This is a genomic window from Caulobacter sp. ALps2 (genome assembly GCF_058681635.1).
The window spans coordinates 2,909,244-2,935,522 of the sequence record NZ_CM178743.1; the positions used below are offsets into that span (position 1 = coordinate 2,909,244).

The window sequence follows — 26,279 nt, forward strand, 5'->3', positions numbered from 1 at the left end:
AGTCTTCCTTCGCGTTTGCGAAGGCCGCGGCGCCTGAAATCCACATCCGATGGGATGAACTGGGACGGGCTAAGGCGTTCGCTCAATCAGTTCTGTGTATGTTCTGTGGATTAACTATCACGCCTCGTGAACAACGGGTGCGACACCTTTGAATTCTCGATGAAATGGCTCTTGGTGTCATTGTCTCCCAATTCATCCCATGTTAACCCAATTTGCGTCGGGGCGATGTGTTGGATCGCCGACCGACTTGGGACTGGCGGGGTTCGGCTTCAGTGTTTCTCTCGACGTTCGAGAAACAGCTCGACAGCAAGCGGCGCATCGTTGTGCCGCAGGAATTCCGCGCGGCTGTCTCCGGCATGTTCGATGGGATCTTCTGTTTCCCCGCGATCGAGGCCGATTGCCTGGAGGCTGGCGGAAAAGCCTTGTTCGACCGTTACTTGGGCGTGATCGAGGAGCTGCCATTCGGCGATCCGACGCGCTCGGCCCTGGAGGTCAGCATCCTGGGCGGCATGTCCAAGCTGTCGTTTGATACAGCTGGTCGCATTACGCTTCCCGATCACCTGTGCGAAATGTGCGGTCTCACGGATTGGGTGACCGTCGTCGGTATGGGTGAGCGTTTTCAGATCTGGTCCCGCGAGGCCTTCCAGGCCCATCGCGCGGTCCAGCGTGATCTGGCCCGGGAAGGCCTGGCGGCCCTGCGCGTCCAGCAACGCGCGGCCAAGCTGGGGAGCGCGTCGTGAGCGAAGCGCCGCACATCTCGGTCCTGCTGAACGAGGTCGTCGAGGCGCTCGACGCCAAGCCGGGCGATACGATCATCGACGGCACCTTCGGGGCGGGCGGCTACACCCGCGCCATCCTGGCCACCGGCGCGACCGTCGTGGGTTTCGACCGCGATCCCACCGTGCGGCGCTTCGCCGAAGGCCTGCCGACCGACCGCTTCCGCCTGATCCAGGACCGTTTCTCGCGGATGGCCGAGCATTTCGAGCCGCGGTCGGTCGACGGCGTGGTGCTGGATATCGGCGTGTCGTCCATGCAGCTGGACGAGGCCGAGCGCGGCTTTTCGTTCATGCGCGACGGTCCGCTGGACATGCGGATGAGCGACGCCGGCCCGACGGCCGCCGACCTCGTCAACGAGCTGGACCACACCGAGCTGGCCCGCATCCTTTACGTCTACGGCGAGGAGCACGCCTCGCGGCGGATCGCCAGCTTCATCGTCAAGCGCCGCGAAGAGCGGCCGTTCGAGCGTACCCTCGACTTGGCCCATGTGATCGAGCGCGCGCTGGGCGGCCGCAAGGGCGCCAAGGTCCATCCAGCCACCCGCTCGTTCCAGGGGCTGCGCATCGCGGTGAACGACGAGCTGGGCGAACTGGAAGCCGGCCTCGCCGCCGCCGAGCGCATCCTCAAGCCCGGCGGTCGTCTCGCGGTGGTCACGTTCCACTCGCTGGAAGACCGCATCGTCAAGACCTACCTGGCCGAGCGCGCGGGGCGCACGCCGGGCGGTTCGCGCCACCTGCCGCAGATGGCCGCCGGCGCGCCGGCCAGCTTCCAGCTGATCGCCAACAAGGCCATCGCCCCCGGCGAGGCCGAGCTGGCCGCCAATCCGCGCGCGCGTTCGTCGAAGCTGCGCGCCGCCATCCGCACCGAGTCTCCTGTCTGGGAGGCCGTGGCATGAGCGTCTCGGGCGTGTTCAATCGGCGTGTCCGGGGTTTCCGCATCGTGGAGATCGCGGGCCTGGGCATCCTGCTGACCCTGTTCACCAGCGTCTACCTGGCCAAGACCCTCGCCGGTCGCGAGCTGCAGGAGATCGGCCGGATCGAGCAGGAGATCGACAACGAGGGCATGCGCAAGCGCCTGCTGGAAGCCGAGGTCGCCCACCTGGAACAGCCGCGCCGCATCGAGCAGCTGGCGCTGATGATGCAGCTGAAGCCGATCGCGCCGGACCATGAGATCACCGAGGACGCGCTGATCGACGTCGCGCGCCGTCGTGAGCTGCCGCGCGCCCCTATCGCCGCCCCGCCGGTCTCGCCCGAGGACTTGGCCGCCGACGGCCCTGAAGCGCTGCCGGACGACGCCTCGCCGCCGCCGCCTCCCCAGGTCCAGGCGGCGCCGCGATGAGCCTCTCGAACCTCGGTCCCGGTGGTTTCCAGTCGCCCCTGTGGCGTTGGCTGATCGAGCGCGTCTGGCGCCTGGAGCACGCCTTCGAGCGCTCGCGCGCCCAGGCCAAGCCAGAAGACGACACCCGCATCCGCATTTTCCTGGTCATGGGCTTCTTCAGCCTTTGCTTCGTCGGGGTGGGTCTGGGCGCGGGCTGGGCGGCGCTGTTCTCGAACGCCGGGCGGGGCAACGGTTACGCCCAAGGCGCCGAAGGCGCGCGAGGCGATCTGGTCGACCGCAACGGCAAGCTGCTGGCCGTCGACCTGGCTCACTACGCGCTCTATGTCGACCCGCGCGAGGTCTGGGACGCCAAGGAAGTGCGCGGCGCTCTGGGCAAGGCGCTGCCGCAGGTGCCCGCGAAGCGCCTGGACAAGGCCGTTTTTGGCGACCATCGCGCCTTCGTGCTGGGCGGCCTGACGCCCGATGAGAAGGACGCCATCTTCAATCTCGGCCTGCCCGGCATCTCGTTCGAGGAGCAGGAGCGCCGGATGTACCCGCTGGGTCCGACGGCCGCGCACCTGATCGGCTTCGTGGACAGCGGCGGTAAGGGTCTGGCCGGCGCCGAGCGCGCCCTGGACGATCCCATCCGCAAGGCCGCCGGCGGCGAAGGCGGCCCGACCCAACTGTCGATCGACGTGCGCGTGCAGGCCGCGCTGGAGGACGAGCTGCGCAAGGCCGCCGCCGACTTCACGCCCAAGGGCGCCGTGGGCCTGGTCACCAACGTCCACACCGGCGAAATCCTAGGGCTGGCCAGCTATCCGGACTTCGACCCCAACAAGGCGGGCGAGGCCACCAACGAGCAGCGTCTGAACCGCGCCGCCGCTTCGGTCTACGAGATGGGCTCGACCTTCAAGACCTTCACCGTGGCGATCGGCCTGGACACCGGCGTGGCCACGCCGGCCTCGACCTTCGACGCGCGCGAGCCCTACAAGCTGGGCTACCGCACGATCCACGACTACCACGCCGCCAAGGCCATCCTGAACCTGATCGAGGTCTTCCAGCACTCGTCGAACATCGGCACGGCCATGCTGGCCGAGCGGGTTGGCGGCGAGCGGCTGTCCAAGTACTTCACGGCCCTGGGCCTGACCAAGCCGGCCAAGGTCGAGCTGATGGAGTCGGCGCGCCCGCTTACCCCGCGCAAATGGGACATGGACGCGGTGGCTTCCACCTCGTTCGGCCACGGCATCAACGTCAGCCCGCTGGCCCTGGCCCAGGCGATGGGCGCGCTGCTGAACGGCGGCGAGTCGATACCTCTGACCATCCGCAAGCTGCCACAGGGCGTGCGCCCGGAAGGCGTGCGGGTGGTCTCGGAGAACACCTCGGCCGAGATGCTGAAGATCATGCGCGCCAACGTCATCCCCGGCCAGGGCGGCAGCGGCGGCAAGGCCGACGTGCCTGGCTTCTCGGTCGGCGGCAAGACCGGCACGGGCGAGAAGTACGACCCCTCGATCCGTGGCTACAACCACCAGCGCCAGGTCTCATCGTTCGCGGCGGTGTTCCCGACCGACGGCCCGCTGGAAGCCGACCGCTACTTCGTGCTGATCCTGATGGACGAGCCGCATGGCAACGCCAAGTCGTTCGGCTTCTCGACTGGCGGCTGGGTCGGCGCGCCGCCGGCCGGCAAGGTGATCGAACGCATCGCGCCTTTCCTGGGCGTGCAACGCAAGACCGAGCTGGTGACCATCGCCAGCCCACCGAAGAACGCCGTACCGGAGGCGGGGCTATGACCAGACATCTGTCGGAACTGTTCAACCGTCCCTTCGCGACGGATCCGGTGATCGCCGGCGTCACCGCCGACAGCCGCAAGGTTACCGCCGGCTGGCTGTTCGCCGCCCTGCCAGGCACGAAGGTCGACGGTCGCGACTTCGCGGCCGGAGCCGTGTCCAAGGGCGCCGCCGCGGTGCTGGCTCCCGAGGGCGGCCTGGAAGGCCTGGGCGTTCCGGTCGTTCGTTCGGAAGACGCCCGTCGCGCCTACGCCTTGGCCTCGGCCGCCTTCTGGAGCAAGCAGCCAGCCATGTGCGTGGCCGTCACCGGCACCAACGGCAAGACCTCGGTCGCCGGCTTCTGCCGCCAGATCTTCGCCCGATTGGGCCACAAGGCCGCCAGCATGGGCACCCTGGGCGTGGTGGTCAGCGCGTTCGGCCAGCCCGACCAGCAGCTGACCCCGCCGGGCTTGACCACGCCCGACGCCGGCGATGTCGCCGAGATGGTCGCGCGCCTGGCCGACATGGGCGTCACCCATCTGGCCCTGGAAGCCAGCTCGCACGGCGTCGACCAGCGCCGCGTGGATGGTGTGAAGCTGCGCGCCGCCGGCTTCACCAACTTCACCCAGGATCACCTCGACTATCACGGCTCGATGGAAGAGTACCGGGCCGCCAAGCTGCGCCTGTTCGACACCCTGACCCCGGGCGGCGCGACGGCGGTGCTGAACGCCGACAGCGAGGCCTTCCCCAACTTCGCCGCCGCCGCCGTCACCTCGGGCCAGAGCGTGTTCTCGGTGGGCGAGGACGGCCAGGGCCTGCGCCTGATCTCGCGCACCCCGACCCCGGCCGGCCAGGACATGGCGGTCGAGATCGACGGCGACATCCATCACATCGCGCTGCCGCTGGCCGGGGCCTTCCAGGCCTCGAACGTGCTGGTCGCCGCCGGCCTGTGCATCGCCGCCGGCGAGGACCCCGTGCGCGTGCTGAAGGCCCTCGAAACCCTGGAAGGCGCCGCCGGGCGTCTGCAGCGTGTCGGTCGCGGCCCCAAGGGCGGCGAGGCCTATGTCGACTACGCCCATACGCCGGACGGCCTCGAAACGGTGCTGGAAGCCCTGCGACCGCACACGCGCGGCAAGCTGATCGCCGTGTTCGGCGCGGGCGGCGATCGTGATCGCGGCAAGCGTCCGTTGATGGGCGCCATCGCCGCGCGCCTGGCCGACATCGCCATCGTCACCGACGACAATCCGCGTTCGGAAGAACCCGCCGCGATCCGCGCGGCCATCCTGGAAGCCGCGCCGGGCGCCCGCGAGATTGGCGACCGCCGCGCCGCGATCCGCGCCGCCGTCCAACTGATGGGCGAGGGCGACGTGCTGGTCATCGCCGGCAAGGGCCACGAGCAGGGCCAAATCGTCGCCGGCGTCGTCCATCCGTTCGACGACGTGGCCGAGGCCCTGGAAGCGCTGGAGGGCGTCGATGCCTGAAGCGAAACAAGAAGCAGCGCTCTGGACCGCTGACGAGATCGCGCAAGCGGTCGGCGGCAAGGTCGCCGGCGACTTCGCCGTGACCGGCGTCTCGATCGACACCCGCAGCGTCGAACCGGGCGACCTGTTCGTGCCGCTGGTCGGCGCGCGCGACGGCCACGACTTCGTCGCTCAGGCCGTGGCTAGTGGCGCGACCGGCGTCCTGGCCGCCAAGGCCGTCGACGCCCCGGCCGTCATGGTCGAGGACACCTTCAAGGCCCTGGAAGCTCTGGGCGTCGCCGCCCGCGAACGCGCGCCACGGTGCAAGCGCGGGGCGGTGACCGGCTCGGTCGGCAAGACCAGCGTCACCCGCGCCGTCGAGGCTGGCCTGCGCCTGGCGGGCAAGGCCCATGCCTCGGTGAAGAGCTACAACAACCACATCGGCGTGCCCCTGACCCTGGCCCGGATGCCGCGCGACACGCAGCGCGCCGTGTTCGAGGTCGGCATGAACCACGCCGACGAGATCACCCCGCTCAGCCAGTTCGTCCGTCCGCACGCCGTGGCGATCACCACCGTCGGCCCGGTGCACCTGGAGAACTTCCCGAACGAAGAAGGCGTGGCGCTGGCCAAGGCCGAGATCTTCGCGGGGCTGGAGCCCGGCGGCGTCGCCGTGCTGAACGCCGACAACAAGTGGTTCGAACTGCTGCGCGCCGAGGCCGCCAAGGCTGGCGCCCTGGTCTGGAGCTTCGGTGAGGCCGCCGGCGCGACCGCGCGCCTGACCGGGTTCGCCGTGGAAGGCGAGGGGGCTGTGGTCTCGGTCGAGCTGCGCGGCGAGCTCTTGAGTTTCCCGATCCGCCAGACCGGCGTGCATTGGGGCCCCAACAGCCTGTGCGTCCTGCTGATGCTGGAAGCCCTGGACGTGCCGCGCGAGACCGCCCTGGCCGCCCTGGCCGCCTTCGCCCCGATCGAGGGGCGTGGCGCCGAGAAGACGGTCCGCATCGACGGCGGCGCCTTCACCCTGGTGGATGAGAGCTACAACGCCAATCCAGTCTCGATGCAGGCCGCGCTGAAGACCCTGGGCGCGCGCAAGGTCGCCGGCCGACGGGTCGCCGTGCTGACCGACATGCTCGAACTGGGCGAGGGCAGCGCGGCGTTTCACGCCGAGCTTGCAGGCCCCCTGGAGCGTGCAAACGTTGACGTGGTTTTTCTAGCAGGCGTCCACATGAAATCGCTGTGGGAGCAGCTTCCGCCGACTCGGCGAGGCGGCTACGCGGAAGTTACTGAAAAGTTAACGGCGCGGCTGGCGGGGGCGATCCGTCCGGGCGACGTGGTGATGGTGAAGGGGTCGAATGGCTCCAGGGCTGGCGTTCTCGCCGGGGCCCTGGCCGCGCTCGACCTTGGGGAACAGGGCTGATGCTGTACTTCCTGTACGAATGGCTGGCGCGCTCGCAAGAGCATGTCCCGGCGCTGAACCTTTTGAAATACCTGACCTTCCGGTCGGGCATGGCGATGCTGACCGCCTATATCGTCGCCGTGGCGATGGGCTCGCGCTTCATTCGATGGATGAAGGCCAAGCAGGGCAAGGGCCAGCCGATCCGCACGGACGGCATCGCCCGCCACGTGACCGAGAAGGCCGGCACGCCCACCATGGGCGGCTTCATGATCCTGGCCGGCCTGTTCGTCGGCGCCCTGCTGTGGGCGGATCTGCGCAACATCCATGTCTGGGTCGTGCTGCTGATCACCGGCAGCTACGGCGTGCTGGGCTTCATGGACGACTACGCCAAGGTCACCAAGCAGACCACGGCCGGCCTTTCCAGCGTCCAGAAGCTGGTCGCCCAGTTCGCGGTGGCCATCATCGCCGCCGTGATCCTGATCGTCTTCGCGCCCAAGTCGCCGATGACGCCGGGGATGGAGACCAGCGTGGTCTTCCCGATCTTCAAAGCGCTGGTGATCAATCTGGGCTGGTTCTACGTGGTCTTCGCGGCGGTCACGATCGCCGGCTTCTCCAACGCGGTGAACCTGACCGACGGCCTGGACGGCCTGGCCATCGTGCCGGTGATGTTCGCCGCCTCGACCTTCGGCCTGATCGCCTACCTGGTCGGCAACTACAAGTTCGCCGACTATCTGAACCTGCACTTCGCGCCGGGCGTGGGTGAGCTGGCGGTGCTGTGCGGCGCCATCATCGGCGGCGGCATGGGCTTCCTCTGGTACAACGCCCCACCGGCCAAGATCTTCATGGGCGACACCGGCTCGCTGGCCCTGGGCGGCGCGCTGGGCGCGATCGCCGTCTGCGCCAAGCACGAGCTGGTCCTGGGCATCGTCGGCGGCCTGTTCGTGGCCGAGGCGCTCAGCGTCATGATCCAGGTCGCCTACTTCAAGAAGACCGGCAAGCGGGTCTTCCTGATGGCGCCGATCCACCACCATTTCGAGAAGCTGGGCTGGGCTGAATCCACCGTCGTGATCCGGTTCTGGATCGTGGCGATGATGCTGTCCTTCGTCGGCCTCGCCACCCTGAAGCTGCGCTAGGAGCACCCGGAATATGATCCCCGTCCGCGGATTCGAGGACAAGACCGTCGCGGTGTTCGGCCTGGGCCGCACCGGGCTGACGGCCGCGCGCGCCTTGATCGCGGGTGGGGCGAAGGTCGCCCTCTGGGACGAGAAGCCGGCCAGTCGCGAAGCCGCGGCCGCCGAGGGGTTCCCGGTCGTCGACCTGCAGGCCGCCGACTGGAGCCAGTTCGCCGCCCTGATGCTGTCGCCGGGCGTGCCGCTGACTCATCCCAAGCCGCATTGGACCGTCGACAAGGCCAAGGCCGCCGGCGTCGAGATCCTGGGCGATGTCGAGCTCTTCGCCCGCACGGTCAACGCCGCGCCGGCCCACAAACGTCCGAAGATCATCGCCATCACCGGCACCAACGGCAAGTCGACGACGACCGCCCTGATCGGCCACCTGTGCGCCTCGGCCGGTCGCGACACCCGCATCGGCGGCAATATCGGCCAGGGCGTCCTGGGCCTGGAAGACATGCACGGCGGCGCGGTTTACGTGCTGGAGCTGTCGTCCTACCAGCTGGACCTGACCTCCAGCCTGCACCCCGACGCGGTGGTGCTGCTGAACATTTCGCCCGACCACCTGGACCGTCACGGCGGCATGGACGGCTACATCGCCGCCAAGCGCCGGATCTTCCTGAACCAGGGCAAGGGCGACACCGCGATCATCGGCGTCGACGACGCCTGGTGCCAGCAGATCTGCACCGAGATCACCGCCGCCAACCGCCGCACCATCTGGCCGATCAGCGCCGGCAAGGCGATGGGCCGGGGCGTCTACGCCCTGCAAGGCGTGCTGTACGACGCCACCGGCGAACGCGTGGTCGAGGTCGCCGATCTCCTGCGCGCCCGCAGCCTGCCCGGTCGCCACAACTGGCAGAACGCCGCCGCCGCCTACGCCGCCGCGCGCGCCATCGGCATCCCGACCCACGACGCCGTCGACGGCCTGATGACCTTCCCGGGACTGGCCCACCGGATGGAGACGGTCGGCAAGATCGGCAAGGTCCGCTTCGTCAACGACAGCAAGGCCACCAACGCCGACGCCGCCCGCCAGGCGATGTCGAGCTATCCGAAGTTCTACTGGATCGCCGGCGGCGTCGCCAAGGCCGGCGGCATCGAGGACCTCAAGGACCTCTTCCCGCGCATCGCCAAGGCCTATCTGATCGGCGAAGCGGCCCAACCGTTCTCCTGGACCCTGGCCGGCAAGGCCGAGGTCTCGCTCAGCGGCACTCTGGAGAGGGCCGTGCAGCAGGCCTATGCCGACGCCGCCGCCAGCGGCGAGGAGGCCATCGTGCTGCTCTCGCCGGCGTGCGCGTCGTTCGACCAGTTCAGTGACTTCGAGGCCCGGGGCGAGGCGTTCCGCGCGGCGGTGAACGGCCTAGTCGCGGGCGGAAACACGTCGGCGGTGGCCTAGACACCCGCGCTAAGACGCCGGACGCAGGGCGTCCGCGACGATCTCTTCGAGCACGCCGAGGTCAACCTCCTTCACGGATTTGAACCGGATGCAGTATCCGGTGATCTTGGCCTTTCCGAGCCGCGCCGCATAGGTCTTGGACAGGTATGTCTTGTCCTTCAGACCCATGACGTAGATCGACATTCCGGACGTATTGGCGCTCAGGCCGATCTTGTAGAATGCTCTGGAATCCCCGTTGGCATAGCTGAGCGTTTCCGATCCATATCCAATGTTGGGATTGGAAACGACCTTGCCGCTGTCGTCCCTGCCATCCAGGAACCAGAGCTCGGCGTCGGGTGAAATCGCCAGAATGCGCCGGTGCAGATCCCGCAGCTCATTGCTCTTCGCTGGGGACTGATCGCCGATATAATCGTCGATCTGTTCGCGCACGCTCATGCTTGGGTCTCCTTGTCGTTTTCAAGAAGACGGTCGAACGAGCTTGGCGCCGACATCGTGGACGGACTTTCTTCGAAAGGCGCCGCTAGCTCAGCGGCATAAACGCATCCACCTTGTCCAGCGCCGCCAGCGGTGACCGGATCGAGCACCTCAGCCCGTCGGCGCGGTAGTCGACCTTGACCGCGCCACCCAGTTCGTTGGGCAGGGCCAGCTCGACGATGCGGGAGCCGAAGCCGCGGCGTTCGGGCGGGCGGACGGCGGGGCCGCCCCGTTCGGCCCATTCGATATAGAGCTGGTCGCCGGACTGGATCGACCAGCGGATGTCGACATGGCCTGATGGCGCCGACAGGGCCCCGTACTTCAGGGCGTTGATGGCCAGTTCGTGGAAGGCCAGGGCCATGACCACCGCTGGCTTGGGCGAAACCTGGAGGTCCTGGCCCGTGATGGTCAGCTGGCCGGGATTGGCGCTGTAGGGCGCCACCGAGCCGTCGACGATCTGGCGCAGGCTGGCCGCGGACCAGTTCTGATCGGTCAGTACGTTGTGGGTGGCGGCGATGGCCATCAGCCGCCCTTCCAGGGCGTCGCGCACCGAGGGCTCAACCCCGGCGTTGCGCAGCGACTGCTTGGCGATCGACTGGACGGTGGCCAGGGTGTTCTTGACCCGGTGGTTCAGCTCGTTGACCAGCAGCTGGCGATGGCTCTCGGCGAGGCGCTCGCCGGTGACGTCGCGCGAGGTGGCCAAGACGCGGGTCACGCGCCCGTTCTCCAGGATCGGCGAGACGGTGGTGTCCCACCAGCGCGGCGAACCCTTGGCGGTGGGGCAGTAGGCGCGGAAGGCCACGGCATGACCGGCCTGGGCGGCGCGCAGGGCCTGCTCGACGGCGTCGCGGCTCTCGGGCGGCCACATGTCGGGCCAGTAACGCTGCCGGTTGCGGCCGTCGAAATCCTCGATCTCGAACAGCGATTTGCCCTGAGCGTTCATGTATTCGACCGCGCCGTCGGCGCTGATCACCCGGATACAGTCCTGGCTGGCCTCGACCACGCTGAGGAAATAGACCCCGGCGCCTTCCAGCACGGTCTTGTCAGATCCCTCGTCAGCCACACATACGCCCCTGTAACCCTGGCCATGATCACCGGCTGGCGCGCGAATTCAAGCTGGGCCATTCGTGTTTCGGGGGAACAGCCTTCCAAGGGTGCGTGTTCGCCCAGTGTGTTTGGCCGAAGGAGGCCCGTTCTCATGTCTCAGGTCGTTTGCGTCGCGTGCGGCGCCGGCAATCGCCTGCCGCCGGATCGCGATCCGCTGTCGGCCAGGTGCGGCCAGTGCAAGACGATGTTGTTCACCGGCAAGCCCACGGCCGTGGCCGGCGGCGACCTCGACCGTCATCGCCGCCTGACGAAAGGGACGGCTCTGCTGCTCGACGTCTGGGCGCCGTGGTGCGGGCCGTGCCGGACCATGGCCCCGAACTTCGAGGCCGCGGCCCGTCGACTGGAACCGGCCGTGCGGCTGCTGAAGCTGGATTCCGAGGCCGAGCCAGCCGCCGCCGGGGCGTTGAACGTCAGCAGCATCCCGACCCTGATCCTGTTCAAGGACGGCGCGCCGGTCGCCCGCCAGGCCGGGGCGATGAGCGCGGCCCAGATCGTTGATTGGACCAAACAGGCGCTGGGCTAGACGCTCAACGCTTCGACCAGCGCCTTGACCCGCGCCGAGTTCGCCAGGGTGGGGCGGGTCACGGCCTGTATTCGGCGGGCCAGGGCCAGATCCGCCACGGGGTGGGCGACGACGCCGGGCAGGTCGAAGACCATCTCCGGCGCGAAGCCCACCCCTAAACCCGCCGCCACCATCCGCAGCATCAGGTCGTAGTCGTCGATCGTGTGGACGATGCGCGGCGAGAAGCCGGCCAGGGCGCAGGCGCGCTCGGCCAGGCGGTGGTCGTCGGACTGCCGCGAGCCGACGATCCAGTCGGCCTCGGCCAGGTCGCGCAGGTTTACGGGACCCTCGCGGTCGTGAACGGGCAGGGCCAGCAGCACCGGCTCCTCCAGGATCGGGAATACCGTAAGGCCGGCCGTGTCGCCTCGCGGCGTCAGGCTGTAGGCGAAGTCGATGACCAGGTCGCGGCGGCCCTCGCGCAGGGCCTCCAGCGAGTCGATCGGCTCCTCCTCGCGGATCGTCACCGTCAGGCCGGGCCAGGTCTGACGCAGGCGCTGAAGGGCGGGTAGCAGCCGGGCCTTGGCGAAGCTGGGGAAGGTGGCGACCTCCAGTGTTCCGTCAGGCGCGTCGCGCGCGGCGCGCAGGTCCAGTTCGGCGGCTTCGACGGCCTGCATGATGGTCTCGGCGTGCGCGGCCAGGCGCTGGCCCTCGGCGGTCAGGCGCACCCGGCGGCCGATCCGCTCCAGCAGTGGAGCGCGAGCCTCGCGCTCCAGGATCGCCAACTGCTGGGAGACCGCCGACGAGGTCTGGCCCAGGACCTCGGCGACCGCGGTCATGGTGCCTCGGCGGGCCAGTTCGCGCAGCAGGCGCAGGCGAGTGAGATCGAGCATGGCGGCGCGGACTTCGTAGAAGGGCTTATCAATATCATTAGGACATCGAAGTGGAACTAACAAAGTGAAAACCCTAGGTCTTGGGTCTCAATTTCCGCCGAGGCCGACGATGATCTCCCTGCTGGGCTTGCCCCATGACGACTACTCCTCCCACCTGAAGGGATCGGCCGCCGCGCCGGGGTCGATCCGCGCGGTCCTGTGGTCCGACGCTTATGGCCTGGTCACCGAGACCCGCGTGGATCTTGGCGCGCCGGGCGCGCTGGTCGACCACGGCGATGTCGTCTTCTCGGCCGATGTCGATCCCTGGACGGCCATCGAGACAGCCGTCGACACGGCCCTGGCGGCGGGCCATCCGCTGATCAGCCTGGGCGGCGACCACGCCGTCACCCACCCGATCCTGCGCGCGGTGCGCAAACATCACCCGCGCCTGACCATCGTCCACATCGACGCCCACAGCGATCTTTACGACGTCTATCAGGACAACCCGCGGTCCCACGCCTGTCCTTTCGCGCGGATCATGGAGGAGGGGCTGGCCGATCGGCTGATCCAGATCGGCATCCGTTGTGTAAATCCGCACCACGACGCCCAGATCGCCCGCTTCGGCGTCGAGGTGTTCGAGGCCCGCGCCTGGCGCGGCCAGCCCCTGAACCTGGAGGGGCCGGTCTATCTGTCGGTGGACCTGGATGGCCTGGACCCGGCCTTCGCGCCCGCCGTCGCCCACCCCGAGCCCGGCGGCCTCTCCACGCGCCAGGTCATCGACATCATCCAGGCCATCGACCAGCCGATCGTCGGCGCCGACATCGTCGAGCTGAACCCGAGCCTGGATCCGCACGGCGCTACCGCCGTCGTCGCGGCCAAACTATTGAAGGAGATCGCCGGGGCGATGATCCCGCCAACGCTTTTTTGAAGGCCTAGTCGAACATCTCGGCGAGGTCCTCGATCAGCTCGCGACGCCACGGCGGCAGGGTCGGATCGGCTTGGACCTTCTGGAAGAGGTCGAAGGCTTCTTCGATGTCGTCGCCGTCGGCTTCCTCGACCGTCTCCAGCGCTTGCAACGCCTCGTGGGCGACCTCGAATCCGCCGGTCAGGACCAGCCGGACCAGCAGGCCGACATGGTTGGAGCAGTCGAGATAACCCAGGGCGTGGACCAGCGCGCCGCGCTTTTCGACCAGGTCCGGACGCTGGATCAGGCGGACCAGGACGGCGTCCAGGCCCGGCGTCTTCTCCTCGGCCAAGCTGAGCGCCAGGCCGTTGCGCTGGGCGTCGTCGGCCGTGGTTTCGAGCGTGCGGAGGTGTTCAGCGGCGGACATGGCCCTTCCTACCCCGGATCGAGTCGTCTTCCACGCGCTTTTCGCCGCATGTCCACCGGCGTAGAACGGCGCAGCAAGCTTTGATTAACCCTGCGGTCCGACTCTCCGGCCATGGCTTCCAACGCGACACATGCCTTCGCTCGCACCGACCGCACCGCGCTCGGCATCTGGTGGTGGACGACCGACCGCTGGCTCCTGGGCGCCACGGCGCTCCTGGTCACCCTGGGCATGCTGCTGTCGTTCGCCTCGAGTCCGGCCGCGGCCCAGCGGATCGGCATCGACGACCAGTTCCATTTCGCCATCCGCATGTGCTTCTTCGCCACCGCCTCGTCGGTGGTGATGCTGACGGTGTCGATGCTGTCGCCCAAGGGCATCCGAAGGGCGGCGTTCTTCATCTATATCGCCGCGATCGCGATCATGATCGCCCTGCCGTTCGTCGGTCACAACGCCAAGGGCGCCACGCGCTGGCTGCAGTTCGGCGGCTTCACCCTGCAACCGTCCGAGTTCATGAAGCCGGCCCTGATCGTGCTGGTCTCGTGGATGTTCTCGGAGGGCCAGAAGGGGGAGGGCGTGCCCGGCGTCTCGATCGCCTTCCTGCTGTATTTTATCGCTGTCGCCCTGCTGCTCATTCAGCCGGATGTCGGCCAGACCGTGCTGATCACCATCGCCTTCGGCGCGGCGTTCTGGATGGCCGGGGTGCCGATCTCGTGGATCATGGGCCTGGGGGCGGTGGCGCTGGCGGGCCTGGGCTCGACCTACTTCCTGTTCGACCACGTGCACGCCCGCGTGCAGAAGTTCCTCAGCCCCGATCAGGCCGACACCCACCAGATCACCCGCGCCGCCGAGGCCATCCGGGCCGGCGGCCTGTTCGGGCGCGGTCCGGGCGAGGGCGTCATGAAGCGCCACGTGCCCGACCTGCACACCGACTTCATCTATTCGGTAGCGGCCGAGGAATACGGCCTGATCTTCTCGTGGGCCCTGATCGCGCTGTTCGCCTTCGTGGTGGTGCGCGGCCTCTACAAGGCCATGAAGCTGAACGAGCCGTTCGAGCAGGTGGCGGCCGCCGGTTTGTTCGTCCTGGTGGGCCAGCAGGCCATCATCAATATCGCGGTGAACTTGAACATGATCCCGACCAAGGGCATGACGCTCCCGTTCATCAGTTACGGGGGCTCTTCGATGCTCGCGATGGGTTTGACTCTGGGCATGGCCCTGGCCTTGGTGCGTAAGCGCCCCGGCGCCTATGGGGCGACGGGCGAGTTCAGCCTGGGCGGCGCGTTCGCCTGATATGAGCAAGCTGGCAGTCGTCGCCGCCGGGGGAACCGGCGGCCATATGTTCCCCGCCCAGGCGCTCGCTGAAGCCCTGTCCGCGCGCGGCTGGCGCGTCGTGCTGGCCACGGACGACCGTGGCGCCCTGTACGCCGACAAGTTCCCGGCCGAGGAGCGCTTGGCTCTCTCCGCCGCCACGGCTAAGTCCAACGATCCGCTGGGCATGATCAAGGCCGGCTTCGTCGTGATGCAAGGCGTGATGGAGGCCCGCGCGGCCTTCAAGCGCCTGGACCCGGCGGTGGTCGTCGGCTTCGGCGGCTATCCGGCCCTGCCGGCCCTGCTGGGCGCGCTCAGCCAGAAACGCCCGACGGTGATCCACGAGCAGAACGCCGTCCTGGGCCGGGTGAACCGCTTCCTGGCCCCGCGCGTCGACGAAGTCGCCTGCGCCTTCCCGACCCTGCGGATGGCCAAGCCCGCCGTGCAGGCCCGCGCTCATGTCGTCGGCAACCCCGTGCGGCCGCCGGTGCGCGCGCTCTACGACGTGCCCTACATCGCGCCGGAAGTGCAGCTGCGCATCCTGGTCACCGGCGGCAGCCAGGGCGCGCGTCTGCTGTCCGAGCTGATCCCCGAAGCCATCGCCAAGCTGCCCGAGGACATCCGTGGCCGCCTGAAGGTGTTCCAGCAGGCCCGCGCCGAGAGCATGGAAGGCGCTCGCAAGGTCTATCGCAACGCCATGGTCGACTGTGAGGTCGCGCCGTTCTTCCGCGACATGGCCGGCTATCTGCGCCAGGCCCACCTGGTCGTCGGCCGCTCGGGCGCCTCGACCTGCACCGAGTTGGCCGTCGCCGGCCGGCCCTCGATCCTGGTGCCGCTGAAGATCGCCGCCGACGACCACCAGCGCTTCAACGCCAAGCTCCTGGAAGAGGCGGGCGGCGCGGCCGTGTGCCTGGAAGACGAGCTGACGGTGGACGCCATGGCCGGGGCCCTCAACGCCCTGCTCAAGAACCCCGAGCGCCTGGCGCGGATGGCTGAGGGCGCGCGCTCGGTGGCCACGCCGAATGCGGCCGAGGCGCTGGCGGACCTGGTGGAGCGGACGGCGCGGTAGCGGACGGCGCTGGCGCTCGTTCTCAATCGACCTTGGTCATCCAAGCCGGCAGGTCACGGGCGGTGTGCAGCACGCGCCAGACGTCGATGTGCTCGTCTCGCGGTACGTAAAACACCACATAGGGATAGTCGCGCAAAGGCCAGCTTCGCAGGCCTCGCAAATCGAGCTCGTGGGCGTAGCGGCTAGAGCCGGCGTTGGGCTGTTCGCCTATCAGCCGATAGGCGCGCTCGACCGCGTCGATGAACCCCAAGGCGACCGTCTCGCCCGCCTGGGCGAAATAGAATTCCAACGCGTCGTTGATGTCCTGCTCGGCCCGAGCGCGGGGCACGACGTCGTAAGGTCTCACGGACGGCCGCGCACCCGGGCCCGTAGCGCATCGAAATAGTCGGCGTCGGCCCTAGCGCCCGTCGCCGAACCGGCGCCGTCCAGCAGAAGGGCGCGCAGGCGCTGTCGATCCTGGTCCTTGCGGATCAGTTCGCGGACATACTCGCTGCTGGTCCCATAACCGCGGCCGGAAACCTGTTCATCGACGAATGTCTTGAGAGCCTCGGGCAGCGAGATGTTCATTGTCGTCATGGGACGAAGATGATGTCTTTGGCAAAAATTGGCAAGGTTGCCAGGCGGCTATGGCTCCGCGCCGGTCTCGATCAGCGGCCGACCGATCTTCACCGCTTCCTCGACACTCCCGGCCACCGGGACCTTGGCGAACGGCTTCCAGCCGTCGCAGACCACCTTGGCCACAGCGTCGTCGGCGCTGCCCGCCGGCAGCGGCGCGGCGGGGCGGAGATCACCCGTCACCGGGCCCTCGCGGCCGCCGGCGCGGATGCTGCCGAAGCCCGCGTGGGCGATGGCGCGGGCGTCGCAGTCGATGACTTCGTGCCGCCAGCCGCCCCAGAACGCTTCGGCGCCGGCCTTGAAGCCGCCTTCGGTCACCTGGAGGACGCGCAAGCGCGCGGTCCGGCCGGTCCACTGGACGCTGGTCATGTCCACGAACACGGCGAAGCGGCCCACGTCGGCCAGGCGCAGTTCAAGCGGGGCCGCAAGCGGCGCCTGGGCGGCCGCGGGCGCTGTCCACACACAGAGAGCCAGGAGGGCGTTTCGCGTCGCGCGGAATTGGTCTAATCGGCTTTTCATGATCCAGCGTCGACGCCCCGTCCCCTTCGAACTCGGCCCCGTGCACTTCATCGGCATCGGCGGCATTGGCATGTCCGGCATCGCCGAGATCATGCTGCGCATCGGCTACACCGTTCAGGGCAGCGACGCCAAGGCCAGCGCCAACACCGAGCGGCTTGAAAAGCTGGGCGCGCGCATCTTCATCGGCCAGGACGCGGCCAATGTCGAAGGCGCGTCGGCCATCGTCTATTCGACCGCGATCAAGGCCGACAATGTCGAGATGGCCGCCGGCCGCGACAAGCGCCTGCCGCTGGTACGCCGCGCCGAGATGCTGGCCGAGCTGATGAGACTCCAGTTTTCAGTGGCTGTGGGCGGCACCCATGGCAAGACCACCACCACCTCGATGGTCGCGGCCCTGCTGGACGCCGGCGACCTGGACCCGACCGTCGTCAACGGCGGCATCATCAACGCCTATGGCACCAACGCCAAGGTCGGCGAGGGCGACTGGATCGTCGTCGAGGCCGACGAAAGCGACGGCTCGTTCCTGAAGCTGAAGTCCACCGTGGCCATCGTCACCAATATCGACGCCGAGCACCTGGACCACTGGGGCGACTTCGACGCGGTGAAGAAGGGCTTCCAGGATTTCATCCAGAACATCCCGTTCTACGGCTTCGCGGCCGTCTGCACCGACCATCCGGAAGTGCAGGCCCTGACCTCGCGGATCGAGAATCGCCGCCTGGTGACCTACGGCACCAATCCGCAGGCCGAGGTCCGGGTCTCGAACATCGAGATGGGTCCCGAGGGCGCGAAGTTCGACATCGTCGTGTCGCCGCGTGACGGCGAGGTCGTCCGCTACGACGGCCTGAAAATGCCGATGGCCGGCCACCACAACGTGCTGAACGCCACCGCCGCCGTGGCCGTGGCCCGCGAGCTGGGCATCGACGCCGCCGCCATCGCCAAGGGCCTGGCCGGCTTTGGCGGGGTCAAGCGCCGCTTCACCACCACCGGCGTCGCCAACGGCATCCGCGTCGTCGACGACTACGGCCACCACCCGGTCGAGATCGCCGCCGTGCTGAAGGCCGCCCGCGCCGTGACGCAAGGCAAGGTCATCGCCGTGGTCCAGCCGCACCGTTACACCCGCCTGCGCGACCTGATGACCGAGTTCAGCAGCTGCTTCAACGACGCCGACACGGTGATCGTCGCCGACGTGTACACGGCCGGCGAGCAGCCGATCGAAGGCGTCGACCGTGACCATCTGGTCGAAGGCCTCAAGAAGTTCGGCCACCGCCGCGCCTTGGCCCTGGAAAACCCCGCGGCCCTGCCGGCCCTGATCGCGGCCGAAGCGACCAGCGGCGACCTGGTCGTGCTGCTGGGCGCGGGTGACATCACCAACTGGTCCTACGCCCTGCCGGGCCAGCTGGAAGCGCTCTCCAAGTGAGCTGGAAGACCGATCTCCCGACCGTCCGTGGCAAGCTGCTGATCGACGAGGCCCTGGCGCCGTTCACCTGGTTCCGAGTCGGCGGTCCGGCCGACGTGGTGTTCCTGCCGGCCGACGAACGGGACCTGTCGGACTTCCTGAAGGCCCTGGATCCGAGCGTTCCGGTGCTGGCCATCGGCGTCGGCTCCAACCTGCTGGTCCGCGACGCCGGCGTCGACGGGGTGATCATCCGCCTGGGCAAGGGCTTCAACGGCGTCGAGGCCCTGGGCGACAACCGCATCAAGGCCGGCTCGGCCGTGCCCGACGCCATCTTGGCCCGCAAGGCGGCCGAGGCCGGCATCGCGGGACTGGAGTTCTATGCCGGCATCCCCGGCACGATCGGCGGCGCGGTGATCATGAACGCCGGCTGCTATGGCTCCGAGACCGTCAACGTCATCAAGTCCGCGCGGGTGATGAACCGCCAGGGCGACGTGTCAGAGATCTCGGGCGAGGGGTTTGGCTACACCTACCGCCATAGCGACCTGATGGGCGCGGACCTGATCGTGCTGGACGCGATCTACGAAGGGACCGCCGATGAACCCGAGGCGATCAAGGCCCGCATGGCCGAGATCACCAGCCGTCGCGAGACCACCCAGCCGATCCGCGAAAAGACCGGCGGCTCGACCTTCAAGAACCCGCCGGGCCATTCGTCGTGGAAGCTGGTCGACGAGGCCGGCTGGCGCGGCAAACCGTTCGGCGGGGCGATGTTCTCGCCGCTGCACAGCAACTTCCTGATCAACACCGGCGAGGCGACCGCCGCCGATCTGGAAGGCCTGGGCGAGGCCGTGCGGGCCGACGTGCTGGAAAAGACCGGCGTGCAACTGGACTGGGAGATCAAGCGGATCGGGCGCCCGGCCTAGAGGCATCGGCCATGGTTCACGCCGATGCTGACTCCCCATGTCAGGAACCGGTGCTATGACTCCCCCGCCATTGGGGAGAATCCTTGCTCATGTACCGTCGTCTTCTGGTCGCCACCGCCGCGCTCGCTTTGGTTTCGGGCGTCGCCCATGCCCAGACCTCCGCCAAGAAGGGCGCCAAGGAACAGCCCGCCGCCGCCGCTCCGGCCAATCCCGTCGCGACCGCCGAGGCCCTGCGCGACAAGGCGCTGCTGGACCGGCTGGCCTGGGACATCACCGAGGATCTGACCACCAATATCGGCCCGCGCCTGGTGGGCTCGCCGGCCATGGAGCGCGCCAAGGACTGGGGCGTGGCCAAGCTGAAGGCCCTGGGCTTCACCGACGTGAAGGTCGAAGAGTTCGCCAAGCCGTCGTGGACGCGTGGTGAAGAGAGCGCCGAGCTGGTCGGTCCCTATCCGATGAAGCTGGGCGTCGTGGGCCTGGGCCGCACCGTTCCGACTCCGGCCGAAGGCATCGAGGCCGACGTCGCCCTGTTCCGCACCTATGCCGAGATGATCGCCGCCCCCGAGGGCGCCCTGAAGGGCAAGATCGCCGTCATCACCCAGCCGATGGTCAAGGCCCAGGACGGCTCGGGGTACGGCATCGCGGGCATCTCGCGCCGCTCGGGTCCGGTGGAAGCCGCCAAGCGCGGCGCGGTGGGCCTGCTGATCCGCTCGATCTCGACCTCGGACTCGACCGTGCCGCACACCGGCGTCACCGCCTTCGGCGATGGCGTCGTCGCCATCCCGGCCGCCGCCATGGGCGTGCCGGAAGCCGAGCAGCTGGAGCGTCTGGCCAAGGAAGGCAAGCCGCTGCGCATCAAGCTGAAGCTGGCCTCGACCACCGACGCCAACGACGTGGCCTGGAACATCTCGGGCGAGATCAAGGGCTCGGAAAAGCCGGACGAAGTCATCGTCATCGGCGGCCACCTCGACAGCTGGGACGTCGGCACCGGCGCCCTGGACGACGCCACCGGCATCGCCATCACCACGGCGGCGGCCAAGCTGATCGGCGACCTGCCCAAGCATCCCAAGCGCACCATCCGCGTCGTGATGTGGGGTTCGGAAGAGAGCGGCGGCTCGTCGGAAGCCTATATCGCCGCCCACAAGGACGAGGTCGCCAAGATCGTGCTGGCCGGCGAAAGCGACACCGGCGCCGACCGCATCTATTCGCTGAAGCTGCCGGCCGGCGCGGCGACCCACCCGTTCGCCACGACGGCGGCCAACGTCCTGGCTCCGCTGAAGATCTATGTGAACCGCGCGCCCGCCAGCCATGGCGGCGCCGACATCGAGGGCCTGGAACAGGCCGGCGTGCCGTCGATCGAGCTGGAGCAGGACGCCACCCGCTACTTCGACTACCACCACACCGCCGACGACACCCTGAACAAGGTGCGTCCCGACGAACTGGCGCAGAACGTCGCCGCCTGGGCCAGCTTCATCTACCTGGTGGCCGAGACCGGTATCGATTTCCGCGCGATCAAGGCGGCGGCTCCGGCGATGGCGGCGCACTAAAACTCACAACTTATGCTCTCCCTTCCCCCTTGATGGGGGAAGGGTGGGGATGGGGGTGTTGGCACGGCCTTTCCGCCTCTCTAGGAAGGGTTCAAGCGTCCGACGCGGTGTCGGCGCCCCCACCCAACCCTCCCCCATCGAGGGGGAGGGCTTATAGAGCGCCTCCATGACCCAGCCTCTGCTTGGCCGCCACATCGCCGTCCTGCTCGGCGGCCCTTCGTCGGAACGCGAGGTCAGCCTGGTGTCGGGCCGCGAATGCGCCGACGCGCTGGAGCGGCTGGGGGCCAAGGTCTCGCGGATCGACCCGGGCAAGGACGTCGCCCAGGTGCTGACCACCACCAAGCCCGACCTCGTCTTCAACGCCCTGCACGGCGAATGGGGCGAGGACGGCTGCGTCCAGGGCGTGCTGGAAACCCTGAAGCTGCCTTATACGCATTCGGGTGTGCTCGCCTCCGCGCTCGCGATGGACAAGGCCAAGGCCAAGGCCGTGCTGGCGGCCGCCGGCGTGATCGTTCCGGGCGGTGGTCTCTACAACCGACACGATGTCGCGCGCGACCATGTGTTGCAGCCCCCCTATGTGGTGAAGCCCAACGCCGAGGGATCGTCCGTAGGCGTCTTCATCATTCTGGAGGGCGCGAACCGTCCGCCGGAAGAACTTGCCTCTCCGACGTGGACTTTCGGCGAGGAAGTCATGGTTGAACCCTACATCCGAGGGTTGGAATTGGCCGTGGCGGTCATGGGTGAGTCAAATGGTCCCAGGGCGCTGGCGGTGACGGATATCCGTGCATCCACAGGTTTCTACGACTACGAGGCCAAGTACTCCGAAGGGGGTTCTATCCACGTCCTGCCCGCCCCAATCCCTGATGGCGTAAGGGATCGCGCGATGCGGATGGCTGAATTGGCGCACTCGGCTCTTGGTTGCCAAGGGGTGACCCGGTCCGACCTCCGTTATGACGACATTAACGACATTCTGGTCCTTCTAGAGGTCAACACGCAGCCCGGCATGACGCCGACCTCGCTCGCTCCCGAGCAGGCCGATCACGTCGGGATCCCGTTTGACCAGTTAGTTTTGTGGATCGTGGAGGACGCTTATGCCCGCTGTAGTGCGGGGGGGACCGCCTAAGCCTAGGCGACCCCGGGCCGAAGCGCCCGCAAGTCCGAGCAAAGGCAAGCCGGCGCCCAGGGGGGCGCAGCCGGCCGCCAAGTTGCACGCCGCCAAGGGCGTGGGCCTTTCGCCCACGGTCGCCCTGACGGTTGCAGGCGCGGCCTTGGGTCTCGGCCTTGTGGTGATGCTGGCGACCGGCCATCGGGCCGAGCGCATCGGCATGTCCGTGGTCCACGGCGTCGACAACAGTTTCGCTTCGGCCGGCTTCCGGCTGAAGACGGTTCATATTCGGGGCGCGTCCTCGGCCGCTCAGGCCGACATTCTGGCGGCCTCGGGTCTCTATGTGGACCAGCCGACGCTGGGCATGGACCTGAACGACGTTCGCACCCGCGTGCAGAGCGTCGGTTGGGTGAAGGACGCGAAAGTCGTGCGCATGCTGCCCGACACCGTGCTGATCGCGGTGGAAGAGCGGCCGGCGCTGGCGGTCTGGCAAAACCGGGGCCGCATGAAGGTTATCGACGGCGAAGGCCGGGTGATCAGCGAGGCCGACCCGGCCCGCTTCCCCCAGCTGCCGCTGGTGGTGGGGCAGGGTGCGGACCAGGCGGCGGGCCTGATCCTGCCGGCCGTCGCCTCTCGACCGCGTCTGCGCGACCGACTGGAAGCGCTGGTGCGGGTGGATGACCGTCGTTGGGATCTTCGACTGAAGGACGGCTCGCTGATCCAGCTGCCGGCCATTGACGAAGAATCCGCGCTGATTCAATTGGATCAGCTCGACCAACGACAGCGAATCCTCGACATGGGTTTCGCGCGGATCGATCTGCGCGACCCCGAAATGGTGGCTGTTCGACCCCGCGATGCGGCGCTGCCTGGGCAGCCCGCCGCCGGTGGCGCGTAGACGTAGTGTGCTGAGGTGACGATAGCGATGTCGCGAATGGAGGAACGGAAGCAGGCGCGGGAAGGCCTGAAGGCCACGCTCGTGCGCCAGCCCGCCATCGCGGCCGTCGACCTGGGCGCGTCCAAGGTGACGTGCTTCATCATGAAGGCCGATGGCGTCCACCGCGAGAACCGCACCCTGACGACCGCCGGCGTGGGTTATGTCCAGTCGCGCGGCGTGCGCGGCGGCGCGATCGTCAACCTGGACGAGGCCGCTCAGGCGATCGCTCAGGCCGTCGAGCGCGCCGAGACCGTGGCCGGCGTCAATGTCCAGGGCGTATCGGTCTGCACCGCCGGCGGCCAGCTGGGCTCCAACCGCGTCCACACCCAGGTGTCGCTGGGCGCCCGCCCGATCGGCGACGGCGACCTGTCGCGCGCCATCGCCTCGGCCCTGGCGCAAGTCCGCATTCCTGGCCGCAAGCCGATCCACCTGCTGCCCATCGCCTGGTCGGTCGACGGCCAGCGCGGCATTCGCGACCCGCGCGCCATGTTCGGCCGCTCGCTGGGCCTGGAACTGCTGGTGGTCTCGGTCAACGAGAACATCTTCCACACCCTGGCCCACTGCGTCGAACGCGCCCACCTGTCCTTCGAAGGCGTGGTCGCCGCGCCGTTCGCCTCGGCCCTGGCGGCCCTGGAAGAGGACGAGATGGACCTGGGCGCGGTCTGCATCGACATGGGCGGCGGCTCGACCTCGGTGGCCGTGTTCAACAACGGCGCCCTGTGCCACGTCGACAGCCTGTCGGTCGGCGGCGGTCACGTCACCCAAGACATCGCCCGCGGCCTGCAGACCTCGGTGGTCGGGGCCGAGCGCATCAAGACCCTGCACGGCAGCGCCATCGCCTCGGCCAACGAGGACCGCGAAATGATCGAGGCCCCGCCGCGCGGCGACGATCCGGGCGCGGGTCCGGTGATCGCGCCGCGCAGCTTGCTCAAGGGCATCATCCAGCCGCGCGTCGAAGAAACCCTGGAACTGCTGCGCGAGCGCCTGAAGGCCTCGGGCGCGCCGGTCGAGCCGGGCGCGGGCATCGTCCTGACGGGCGGCGCCAGCCAGCTGGCCGGCGTGCGTGAAGTCGCCGTCCGCGTGTTCGATCGCCCGGTTCGTTTGGGCCGTCCGCGTCGCGTCCCGCACCTAGCCGACGCCGCTTCGGGGCCGGCCTTCTGCGCCGCCGCCGGCGTCCTGCACCGCACCGCCTTTGGGCCTCGCGAAGCCGTCTCGTCCAAGGCCCTGGCCGGTGGCGCGGTCCGCAAGCGTCCGCTCGATCCCAACGCTTCACCCATGGCCAAGGCGGCCGCGTGGCTGCGCGACAACCTCTAGCTTGGGCCTGTAGCCAAGCTCTGAAGATTTAAGCGTGATTAACTCTACTGTTTAACCTTGAAGGCCCGGCCGAGCTTCTCGCCGGGCCTTTTTGCTGCTCTAAGCACCCGATATTCGCCAGAATTGGCGTTCAGCGTCGTTCGGTCGCACGCGCCTGTGGATCCCCTCGGAACCCTTGGTTCCCTTGGAGATTCTGTTGATAGATCACAATTTATCCCACGGTCGCGCTCGACCCGACCACGACTCAGATTATGCAGTTAACCGCCGATTAACGATGGTGGTTGTTCTGTTAACACGATCGTCGAGGCAATCCTGGGCGATTGGGTGTCGCCGAGGTCTAGTTCGACGATTTCGGCGTTAAGGACGCGAGGGTCCCATGGCTATTTCTCTTTCCGCGCCGCGTACGACTGAACTGAAGCCGCGTATCGTGGTGTTCGGTGTGGGCGGCGCTGGCGGCAACGCTGTGAACAACATGATCGAGGCTGGCCTCGAAGGTGTCGAGTTCGTGGTGGCCAATACCGACGCGCAACAGCTTCAGTTCGCCAAGACCGACCGGCGCATCCAGCTCGGCGTGCAGATCACGCAGGGCCTGGGCGCCGGCGCGCACCCCGAAGTGGGCATGAGCGCGGCCGAGGAGTCCTTCCCGGAGATCGGCGAGCACCTCGACGGCGCGCACATGGTCTTCATCACCGCCGGCATGGGCGGCGGCACCGGCACCGGCGCGGCCCCGATCATCGCCAAGTGCGCTCGTGAGCGCGGCATCCTGACCGTCGGCGTCGTGACCAAGCCCTTCCACTTCGAAGGTCGTCACCGCATGCGCCTGGCCGACAGCGGCATCCAGGAGCTGCAGCGCTATGTCGACACCCTGATCGTCATCCCGAACCAGAACCTGTTCCGCGTCGCCAACGAGCGCACGACCTTCGCCGAGGCCTTCGGCATGGCCGACCAGGTGCTGCACTCGGGCGTCCGTTCGATCACCGACCTGATGGTCCTGCCGGGCCTGATCAACCTCGACTTCGCCGACGTCCGCACGGTCATGACCGAAATGGGCAAGGCGATGATGGGCACCGGCGAAGGCGCCGGCGAAGACCGCGCCCTGATGGCCGCTCAGAACGCCATCGCCAACCCGCTGCTGGACGAAGTCTCGCTGAAGGGCGCCAAGGCCGTGCTGGTCAACGTGACCGGCGGCATGGACATGACCCTGCTGGAAGTCGACGAGGCCGCCAACGCGATCTCGGACCAGGTCGATCCGGAAGCCAATATCATCTTCGGCGCGGCCTTCGATCCGTCGCTGGAAGGCGTGATCCGCGTGTCGGTGGTCGCCACCGGCATGGACGGCGCCTCGATCGCCCAGATCGAACCCAAGCCCGTCACCCGCAACACCACGACCCAGCCGCTGATCGCCGACACCGCGCGTGCGCCGGCCCCGCAGCCGGAACCGGCCCGTCCGACCGCCCGCTACGAAGCGGCGCGTCCGGCCGAGCGCCCGTCGTCTGCCTTCGCGCCGGAACCGATGCCGGCGCCCGAGCCCGAGATCGTCATGGCCGCTCCCCAGCCGGAAGCCGAGCTCTACTACGACGAGCCCGTCGCTGAAGAGCCGCGCATCACCCAGCCGGCCCGGCAGGTGACCCGCATCGTCGACCCCATGGTCGATGACGCGCCGGTCTCGGAAGAGCCGCTGTTCCCCGAGAACAACTATTACGAAGAGCGTCGTCCCCAGAAGCAGGGTGGTTTCTTCTCGATGTTCGGCGGCAATCGCCAGCGCTACGAGCAGCAACCGGCGGCCCCGCAACCGCAGGCCCGCTCGACCCAGAGCGTGCGTCCGCAGTTGCAGCCGATCGAAACGCCGCAGACCGACGATGGCGAAGATCTCGAGATCCCGTCGTTCTTGCGCCGCCTGGCCAACTGAAAGGGCGACCCCGACAAGGGGCCCAAAAAGTAACCGAAACGCCCCGGGGAAACCCGGGGCGTTTTGCTTCGCGCGCGATTGACCACCCGACCGC

At 68.1% G+C, this 26,279-nt stretch carries 26 protein-coding genes and 1 pseudogene; 20 read left to right on the plus strand and 7 right to left on the minus strand.

Going from position 1 to position 26,279, the window contains the following annotated elements:
* Positions 1–272 precede the first annotated feature (272 nt).
* The 8 genes from ACW173_RS13860 to murD are packed head-to-tail and all read left to right on the plus strand — an operon-like array spanning position 273 to position 9,272.
* A complete protein-coding gene (locus ACW173_RS13860; protein ID WP_492080582.1) occupies positions 273–740 on the plus strand; it encodes a division/cell wall cluster transcriptional repressor MraZ in 468 nt (155 codons plus the stop codon).
* The gene (gene rsmH / locus ACW173_RS13865; protein WP_492080583.1) at positions 737–1,672 is read left to right on the plus strand and encodes a 16S rRNA (cytosine(1402)-N(4))-methyltransferase RsmH; all 936 of its coding nucleotides are present in this window, start codon (positions 737–739) and stop codon (positions 1,670–1,672) included. The genes ACW173_RS13860 and rsmH overlap by 4 nt, the downstream gene beginning before the upstream one ends.
* A complete protein-coding gene (gene ftsL, locus ACW173_RS13870) occupies positions 1,669–2,115 on the plus strand; it encodes a cell division protein FtsL (RefSeq protein WP_492080584.1) in 447 nt (148 codons plus the stop codon). Before rsmH ends, ftsL begins: the two co-directional genes overlap by 4 nt.
* Positions 2,112–3,881: a peptidoglycan D,D-transpeptidase FtsI family protein gene (locus ACW173_RS13875; protein ID WP_492080585.1), complete on the plus strand. Its 1,770-nt coding sequence runs from the start codon at positions 2,112–2,114 to the stop codon at positions 3,879–3,881. Before ftsL ends, ACW173_RS13875 begins: the two co-directional genes overlap by 4 nt.
* Positions 3,878–5,338 (plus strand): UDP-N-acetylmuramoyl-L-alanyl-D-glutamate--2,6-diaminopimelate ligase, encoded by a 1,461-nt coding sequence (locus tag ACW173_RS13880; protein ID WP_492080586.1) that lies wholly within the window; start codon positions 3,878–3,880, stop codon positions 5,336–5,338. Before ACW173_RS13875 ends, ACW173_RS13880 begins: the two co-directional genes overlap by 4 nt.
* The gene (locus tag ACW173_RS13885) at positions 5,331–6,731 is read left to right on the plus strand and encodes a UDP-N-acetylmuramoyl-tripeptide--D-alanyl-D-alanine ligase (RefSeq protein ID WP_492080587.1); all 1,401 of its coding nucleotides are present in this window, start codon (positions 5,331–5,333) and stop codon (positions 6,729–6,731) included. The genes ACW173_RS13880 and ACW173_RS13885 overlap by 8 nt, the downstream gene beginning before the upstream one ends.
* Complete coding sequence (mraY, locus tag ACW173_RS13890) at positions 6,731–7,843, plus strand: phospho-N-acetylmuramoyl-pentapeptide-transferase (RefSeq protein WP_492080588.1); 1,113 nt, start codon at positions 6,731–6,733, stop codon at positions 7,841–7,843. Before ACW173_RS13885 ends, mraY begins: the two co-directional genes overlap by 1 nt.
* Before the next feature lie 13 nt (positions 7,844–7,856).
* A complete protein-coding gene (gene murD / locus ACW173_RS13895; RefSeq protein ID WP_492080589.1) occupies positions 7,857–9,272 on the plus strand; it encodes a UDP-N-acetylmuramoyl-L-alanine--D-glutamate ligase in 1,416 nt (471 codons plus the stop codon).
* A 9-nt stretch (positions 9,273–9,281) separates the two neighbouring features.
* Here murD and ACW173_RS13900 read toward each other — a convergent pair whose 3' ends face one another.
* Both ACW173_RS13900 and ACW173_RS13905 read right to left on the minus strand, forming a co-directional pair.
* Positions 9,282–9,707 carry a DUF1801 domain-containing protein gene (locus tag ACW173_RS13900; protein WP_492080590.1) on the minus strand — a complete coding sequence of 142 codons (426 nt, stop codon included), beginning with the start codon at positions 9,705–9,707 and terminating at the stop codon, positions 9,282–9,284.
* An 85-nt stretch (positions 9,708–9,792) separates the two neighbouring features.
* Positions 9,793–10,809 carry a sensor histidine kinase gene (locus tag ACW173_RS13905; protein WP_492080591.1) on the minus strand — a complete coding sequence of 339 codons (1,017 nt, stop codon included), beginning with the start codon at positions 10,807–10,809 and terminating at the stop codon, positions 9,793–9,795.
* Between the two features lie 135 nt (positions 10,810–10,944).
* On the opposite strand from ACW173_RS13905, the gene ACW173_RS13910 reads away from it, so the two are divergent.
* A complete protein-coding gene (locus ACW173_RS13910; RefSeq protein ID WP_492080592.1) occupies positions 10,945–11,376 on the plus strand; it encodes a thioredoxin domain-containing protein in 432 nt (143 codons plus the stop codon).
* Here ACW173_RS13910 and ACW173_RS13915 read toward each other — a convergent pair.
* The gene (locus ACW173_RS13915) at positions 11,373–12,245 is read right to left on the minus strand and encodes a LysR family transcriptional regulator (RefSeq protein ID WP_492080593.1); all 873 of its coding nucleotides are present in this window, start codon (positions 12,243–12,245) and stop codon (positions 11,373–11,375) included. The genes ACW173_RS13910 and ACW173_RS13915 overlap by 4 nt on opposite strands.
* A 109-nt stretch (positions 12,246–12,354) precedes the next feature.
* Here ACW173_RS13915 and ACW173_RS13920 point away from each other — a divergent pair, with 109 nt between their 5' ends.
* On the plus strand, positions 12,355–13,152 hold the full coding sequence (locus ACW173_RS13920) for an agmatinase family protein (RefSeq protein ID WP_492080594.1): 798 nt from the start codon (positions 12,355–12,357) through the stop codon (positions 13,150–13,152).
* Between the two features lie 4 nt (positions 13,153–13,156).
* Here ACW173_RS13920 and ACW173_RS13925 read toward each other — a convergent pair whose 3' ends face one another.
* The gene (locus tag ACW173_RS13925; protein ID WP_492080595.1) at positions 13,157–13,555 is read right to left on the minus strand and encodes a hypothetical protein; all 399 of its coding nucleotides are present in this window, start codon (positions 13,553–13,555) and stop codon (positions 13,157–13,159) included.
* A gap of 111 nt (positions 13,556–13,666) precedes the next feature.
* Here ACW173_RS13925 and ftsW point away from each other — a divergent pair, with 111 nt between their 5' ends.
* The gene (gene ftsW / locus ACW173_RS13930; protein ID WP_492080596.1) at positions 13,667–14,839 is read left to right on the plus strand and encodes a putative lipid II flippase FtsW; all 1,173 of its coding nucleotides are present in this window, start codon (positions 13,667–13,669) and stop codon (positions 14,837–14,839) included.
* A gap of 1 nt (position 14,840) precedes the next feature.
* Positions 14,841–15,926 carry an undecaprenyldiphospho-muramoylpentapeptide beta-N-acetylglucosaminyltransferase gene (murG, locus tag ACW173_RS13935; protein WP_492080597.1) on the plus strand — a complete coding sequence of 362 codons (1,086 nt, stop codon included), beginning with the start codon at positions 14,841–14,843 and terminating at the stop codon, positions 15,924–15,926.
* 22 nt (positions 15,927–15,948) lie between these two features.
* Here murG and ACW173_RS13940 read toward each other — a convergent pair whose 3' ends face one another.
* From ACW173_RS13940 to ACW173_RS13950, 3 genes are read right to left on the minus strand one after another with little or no spacing between them, the layout of a single operon-like run.
* Positions 15,949–16,254, minus strand: coding sequence for a type II toxin-antitoxin system RelE/ParE family toxin (locus ACW173_RS13940; RefSeq protein ID WP_492080598.1), 306 nt, complete (start codon positions 16,252–16,254; stop codon positions 15,949–15,951).
* A gap of 14 nt (positions 16,255–16,268) precedes the next feature.
* The gene (locus ACW173_RS13945) at positions 16,269–16,502 is read right to left on the minus strand and encodes a type II toxin-antitoxin system ParD family antitoxin (protein ID WP_492080599.1); all 234 of its coding nucleotides are present in this window, start codon (positions 16,500–16,502) and stop codon (positions 16,269–16,271) included.
* Positions 16,503–16,550: 48 nt separating this feature from the next.
* The gene (locus ACW173_RS13950) at positions 16,551–17,060 is read right to left on the minus strand and encodes a hypothetical protein (RefSeq protein WP_492080600.1); all 510 of its coding nucleotides are present in this window, start codon (positions 17,058–17,060) and stop codon (positions 16,551–16,553) included.
* Between ACW173_RS13950 and murC the strand changes: the two genes are divergently transcribed.
* From murC to ftsZ, 8 genes and pseudogenes are all read left to right on the plus strand, one after another.
* Positions 17,059–18,477 carry a UDP-N-acetylmuramate--L-alanine ligase gene (murC, locus tag ACW173_RS13955; RefSeq protein ID WP_492080601.1) on the plus strand — a complete coding sequence of 473 codons (1,419 nt, stop codon included), beginning with the start codon at positions 17,059–17,061 and terminating at the stop codon, positions 18,475–18,477. The two genes, ACW173_RS13950 and murC, sit on opposite strands and share 2 nt — an antisense overlap.
* Positions 18,474–19,376: a UDP-N-acetylmuramate dehydrogenase gene (gene murB / locus ACW173_RS13960; RefSeq protein ID WP_492080602.1), complete on the plus strand. Its 903-nt coding sequence runs from the start codon at positions 18,474–18,476 to the stop codon at positions 19,374–19,376. The genes murC and murB overlap by 4 nt, the downstream gene beginning before the upstream one ends.
* Before the next feature lie 89 nt (positions 19,377–19,465).
* On the plus strand, positions 19,466–20,923 hold the full coding sequence (locus ACW173_RS13965) for a M20/M25/M40 family metallo-hydrolase (RefSeq protein ID WP_492080603.1): 1,458 nt from the start codon (positions 19,466–19,468) through the stop codon (positions 20,921–20,923).
* A 166-nt stretch (positions 20,924–21,089) separates the two neighbouring features.
* A complete protein-coding gene (locus tag ACW173_RS13970; protein WP_492080604.1) occupies positions 21,090–22,046 on the plus strand; it encodes a D-alanine--D-alanine ligase in 957 nt (318 codons plus the stop codon).
* A complete protein-coding gene (gene ftsQ, locus ACW173_RS13975) occupies positions 22,015–22,923 on the plus strand; it encodes a cell division protein FtsQ (protein WP_492080605.1) in 909 nt (302 codons plus the stop codon). Before ACW173_RS13970 ends, ftsQ begins: the two co-directional genes overlap by 32 nt.
* Before the next feature lie 27 nt (positions 22,924–22,950).
* Positions 22,951–24,276 carry a cell division protein FtsA gene (gene ftsA, locus ACW173_RS13980; RefSeq protein ID WP_492080606.1) on the plus strand — a complete coding sequence of 442 codons (1,326 nt, stop codon included), beginning with the start codon at positions 22,951–22,953 and terminating at the stop codon, positions 24,274–24,276.
* Between the two features lie 274 nt (positions 24,277–24,550).
* Positions 24,551–24,617: pseudogene (locus ACW173_RS13985) on the plus strand (hypothetical protein).
* A 35-nt stretch (positions 24,618–24,652) separates the two neighbouring features.
* Complete coding sequence (ftsZ, locus tag ACW173_RS13990) at positions 24,653–26,185, plus strand: cell division protein FtsZ (protein WP_492080607.1); 1,533 nt, start codon at positions 24,653–24,655, stop codon at positions 26,183–26,185.
* Positions 26,186–26,279: the final 94 nt, after the last annotated feature.

Coding starts and splice junctions, on each gene's coding strand:
- mraY (WP_492080588.1), top strand. CDS start 6,731: ATGCTGTACTTCCTGTACGAATGGCTGGCGCGCTCGCAAGAGCATGTC.
- ACW173_RS13900 (WP_492080590.1), bottom strand. CDS start 9,707: ATGAGCGTGCGCGAACAGATCGACGATTATATCGGCGATCAGTCCCCA.
- ftsA (WP_492080606.1), top strand. CDS start 22,951: ATGTCGCGAATGGAGGAACGGAAGCAGGCGCGGGAAGGCCTGAAGGCC.
- ftsW (WP_492080596.1), top strand. CDS start 13,667: ATGGCTTCCAACGCGACACATGCCTTCGCTCGCACCGACCGCACCGCG.
- ACW173_RS13885 (WP_492080587.1), top strand. CDS start 5,331: ATGCCTGAAGCGAAACAAGAAGCAGCGCTCTGGACCGCTGACGAGATC.
- ACW173_RS13970 (WP_492080604.1), top strand. CDS start 21,090: ATGACCCAGCCTCTGCTTGGCCGCCACATCGCCGTCCTGCTCGGCGGC.
- ACW173_RS13950 (WP_492080600.1), bottom strand. CDS start 17,060: ATGAAAAGCCGATTAGACCAATTCCGCGCGACGCGAAACGCCCTCCTG.
- ACW173_RS13920 (WP_492080594.1), top strand. CDS start 12,355: ATGATCTCCCTGCTGGGCTTGCCCCATGACGACTACTCCTCCCACCTG.
- murG (WP_492080597.1), top strand. CDS start 14,841: ATGAGCAAGCTGGCAGTCGTCGCCGCCGGGGGAACCGGCGGCCATATG.
- ACW173_RS13875 (WP_492080585.1), top strand. CDS start 2,112: ATGAGCCTCTCGAACCTCGGTCCCGGTGGTTTCCAGTCGCCCCTGTGG.
- ACW173_RS13910 (WP_492080592.1), top strand. CDS start 10,945: ATGTCTCAGGTCGTTTGCGTCGCGTGCGGCGCCGGCAATCGCCTGCCG.
- ACW173_RS13925 (WP_492080595.1), bottom strand. CDS start 13,555: ATGTCCGCCGCTGAACACCTCCGCACGCTCGAAACCACGGCCGACGAC.
- murD (WP_492080589.1), top strand. CDS start 7,857: ATGATCCCCGTCCGCGGATTCGAGGACAAGACCGTCGCGGTGTTCGGC.
- murC (WP_492080601.1), top strand. CDS start 17,059: ATGATCCAGCGTCGACGCCCCGTCCCCTTCGAACTCGGCCCCGTGCAC.
- ACW173_RS13965 (WP_492080603.1), top strand. CDS start 19,466: ATGTACCGTCGTCTTCTGGTCGCCACCGCCGCGCTCGCTTTGGTTTCG.
- ftsL (WP_492080584.1), top strand. CDS start 1,669: ATGAGCGTCTCGGGCGTGTTCAATCGGCGTGTCCGGGGTTTCCGCATC.
- ACW173_RS13915 (WP_492080593.1), bottom strand. CDS start 12,245: ATGCTCGATCTCACTCGCCTGCGCCTGCTGCGCGAACTGGCCCGCCGA.
- ftsZ (WP_492080607.1), top strand. CDS start 24,653: ATGGCTATTTCTCTTTCCGCGCCGCGTACGACTGAACTGAAGCCGCGT.
- ACW173_RS13945 (WP_492080599.1), bottom strand. CDS start 16,502: ATGACGACAATGAACATCTCGCTGCCCGAGGCTCTCAAGACATTCGTC.
- ACW173_RS13880 (WP_492080586.1), top strand. CDS start 3,878: ATGACCAGACATCTGTCGGAACTGTTCAACCGTCCCTTCGCGACGGAT.
- ftsQ (WP_492080605.1), top strand. CDS start 22,015: ATGCCCGCTGTAGTGCGGGGGGGACCGCCTAAGCCTAGGCGACCCCGG.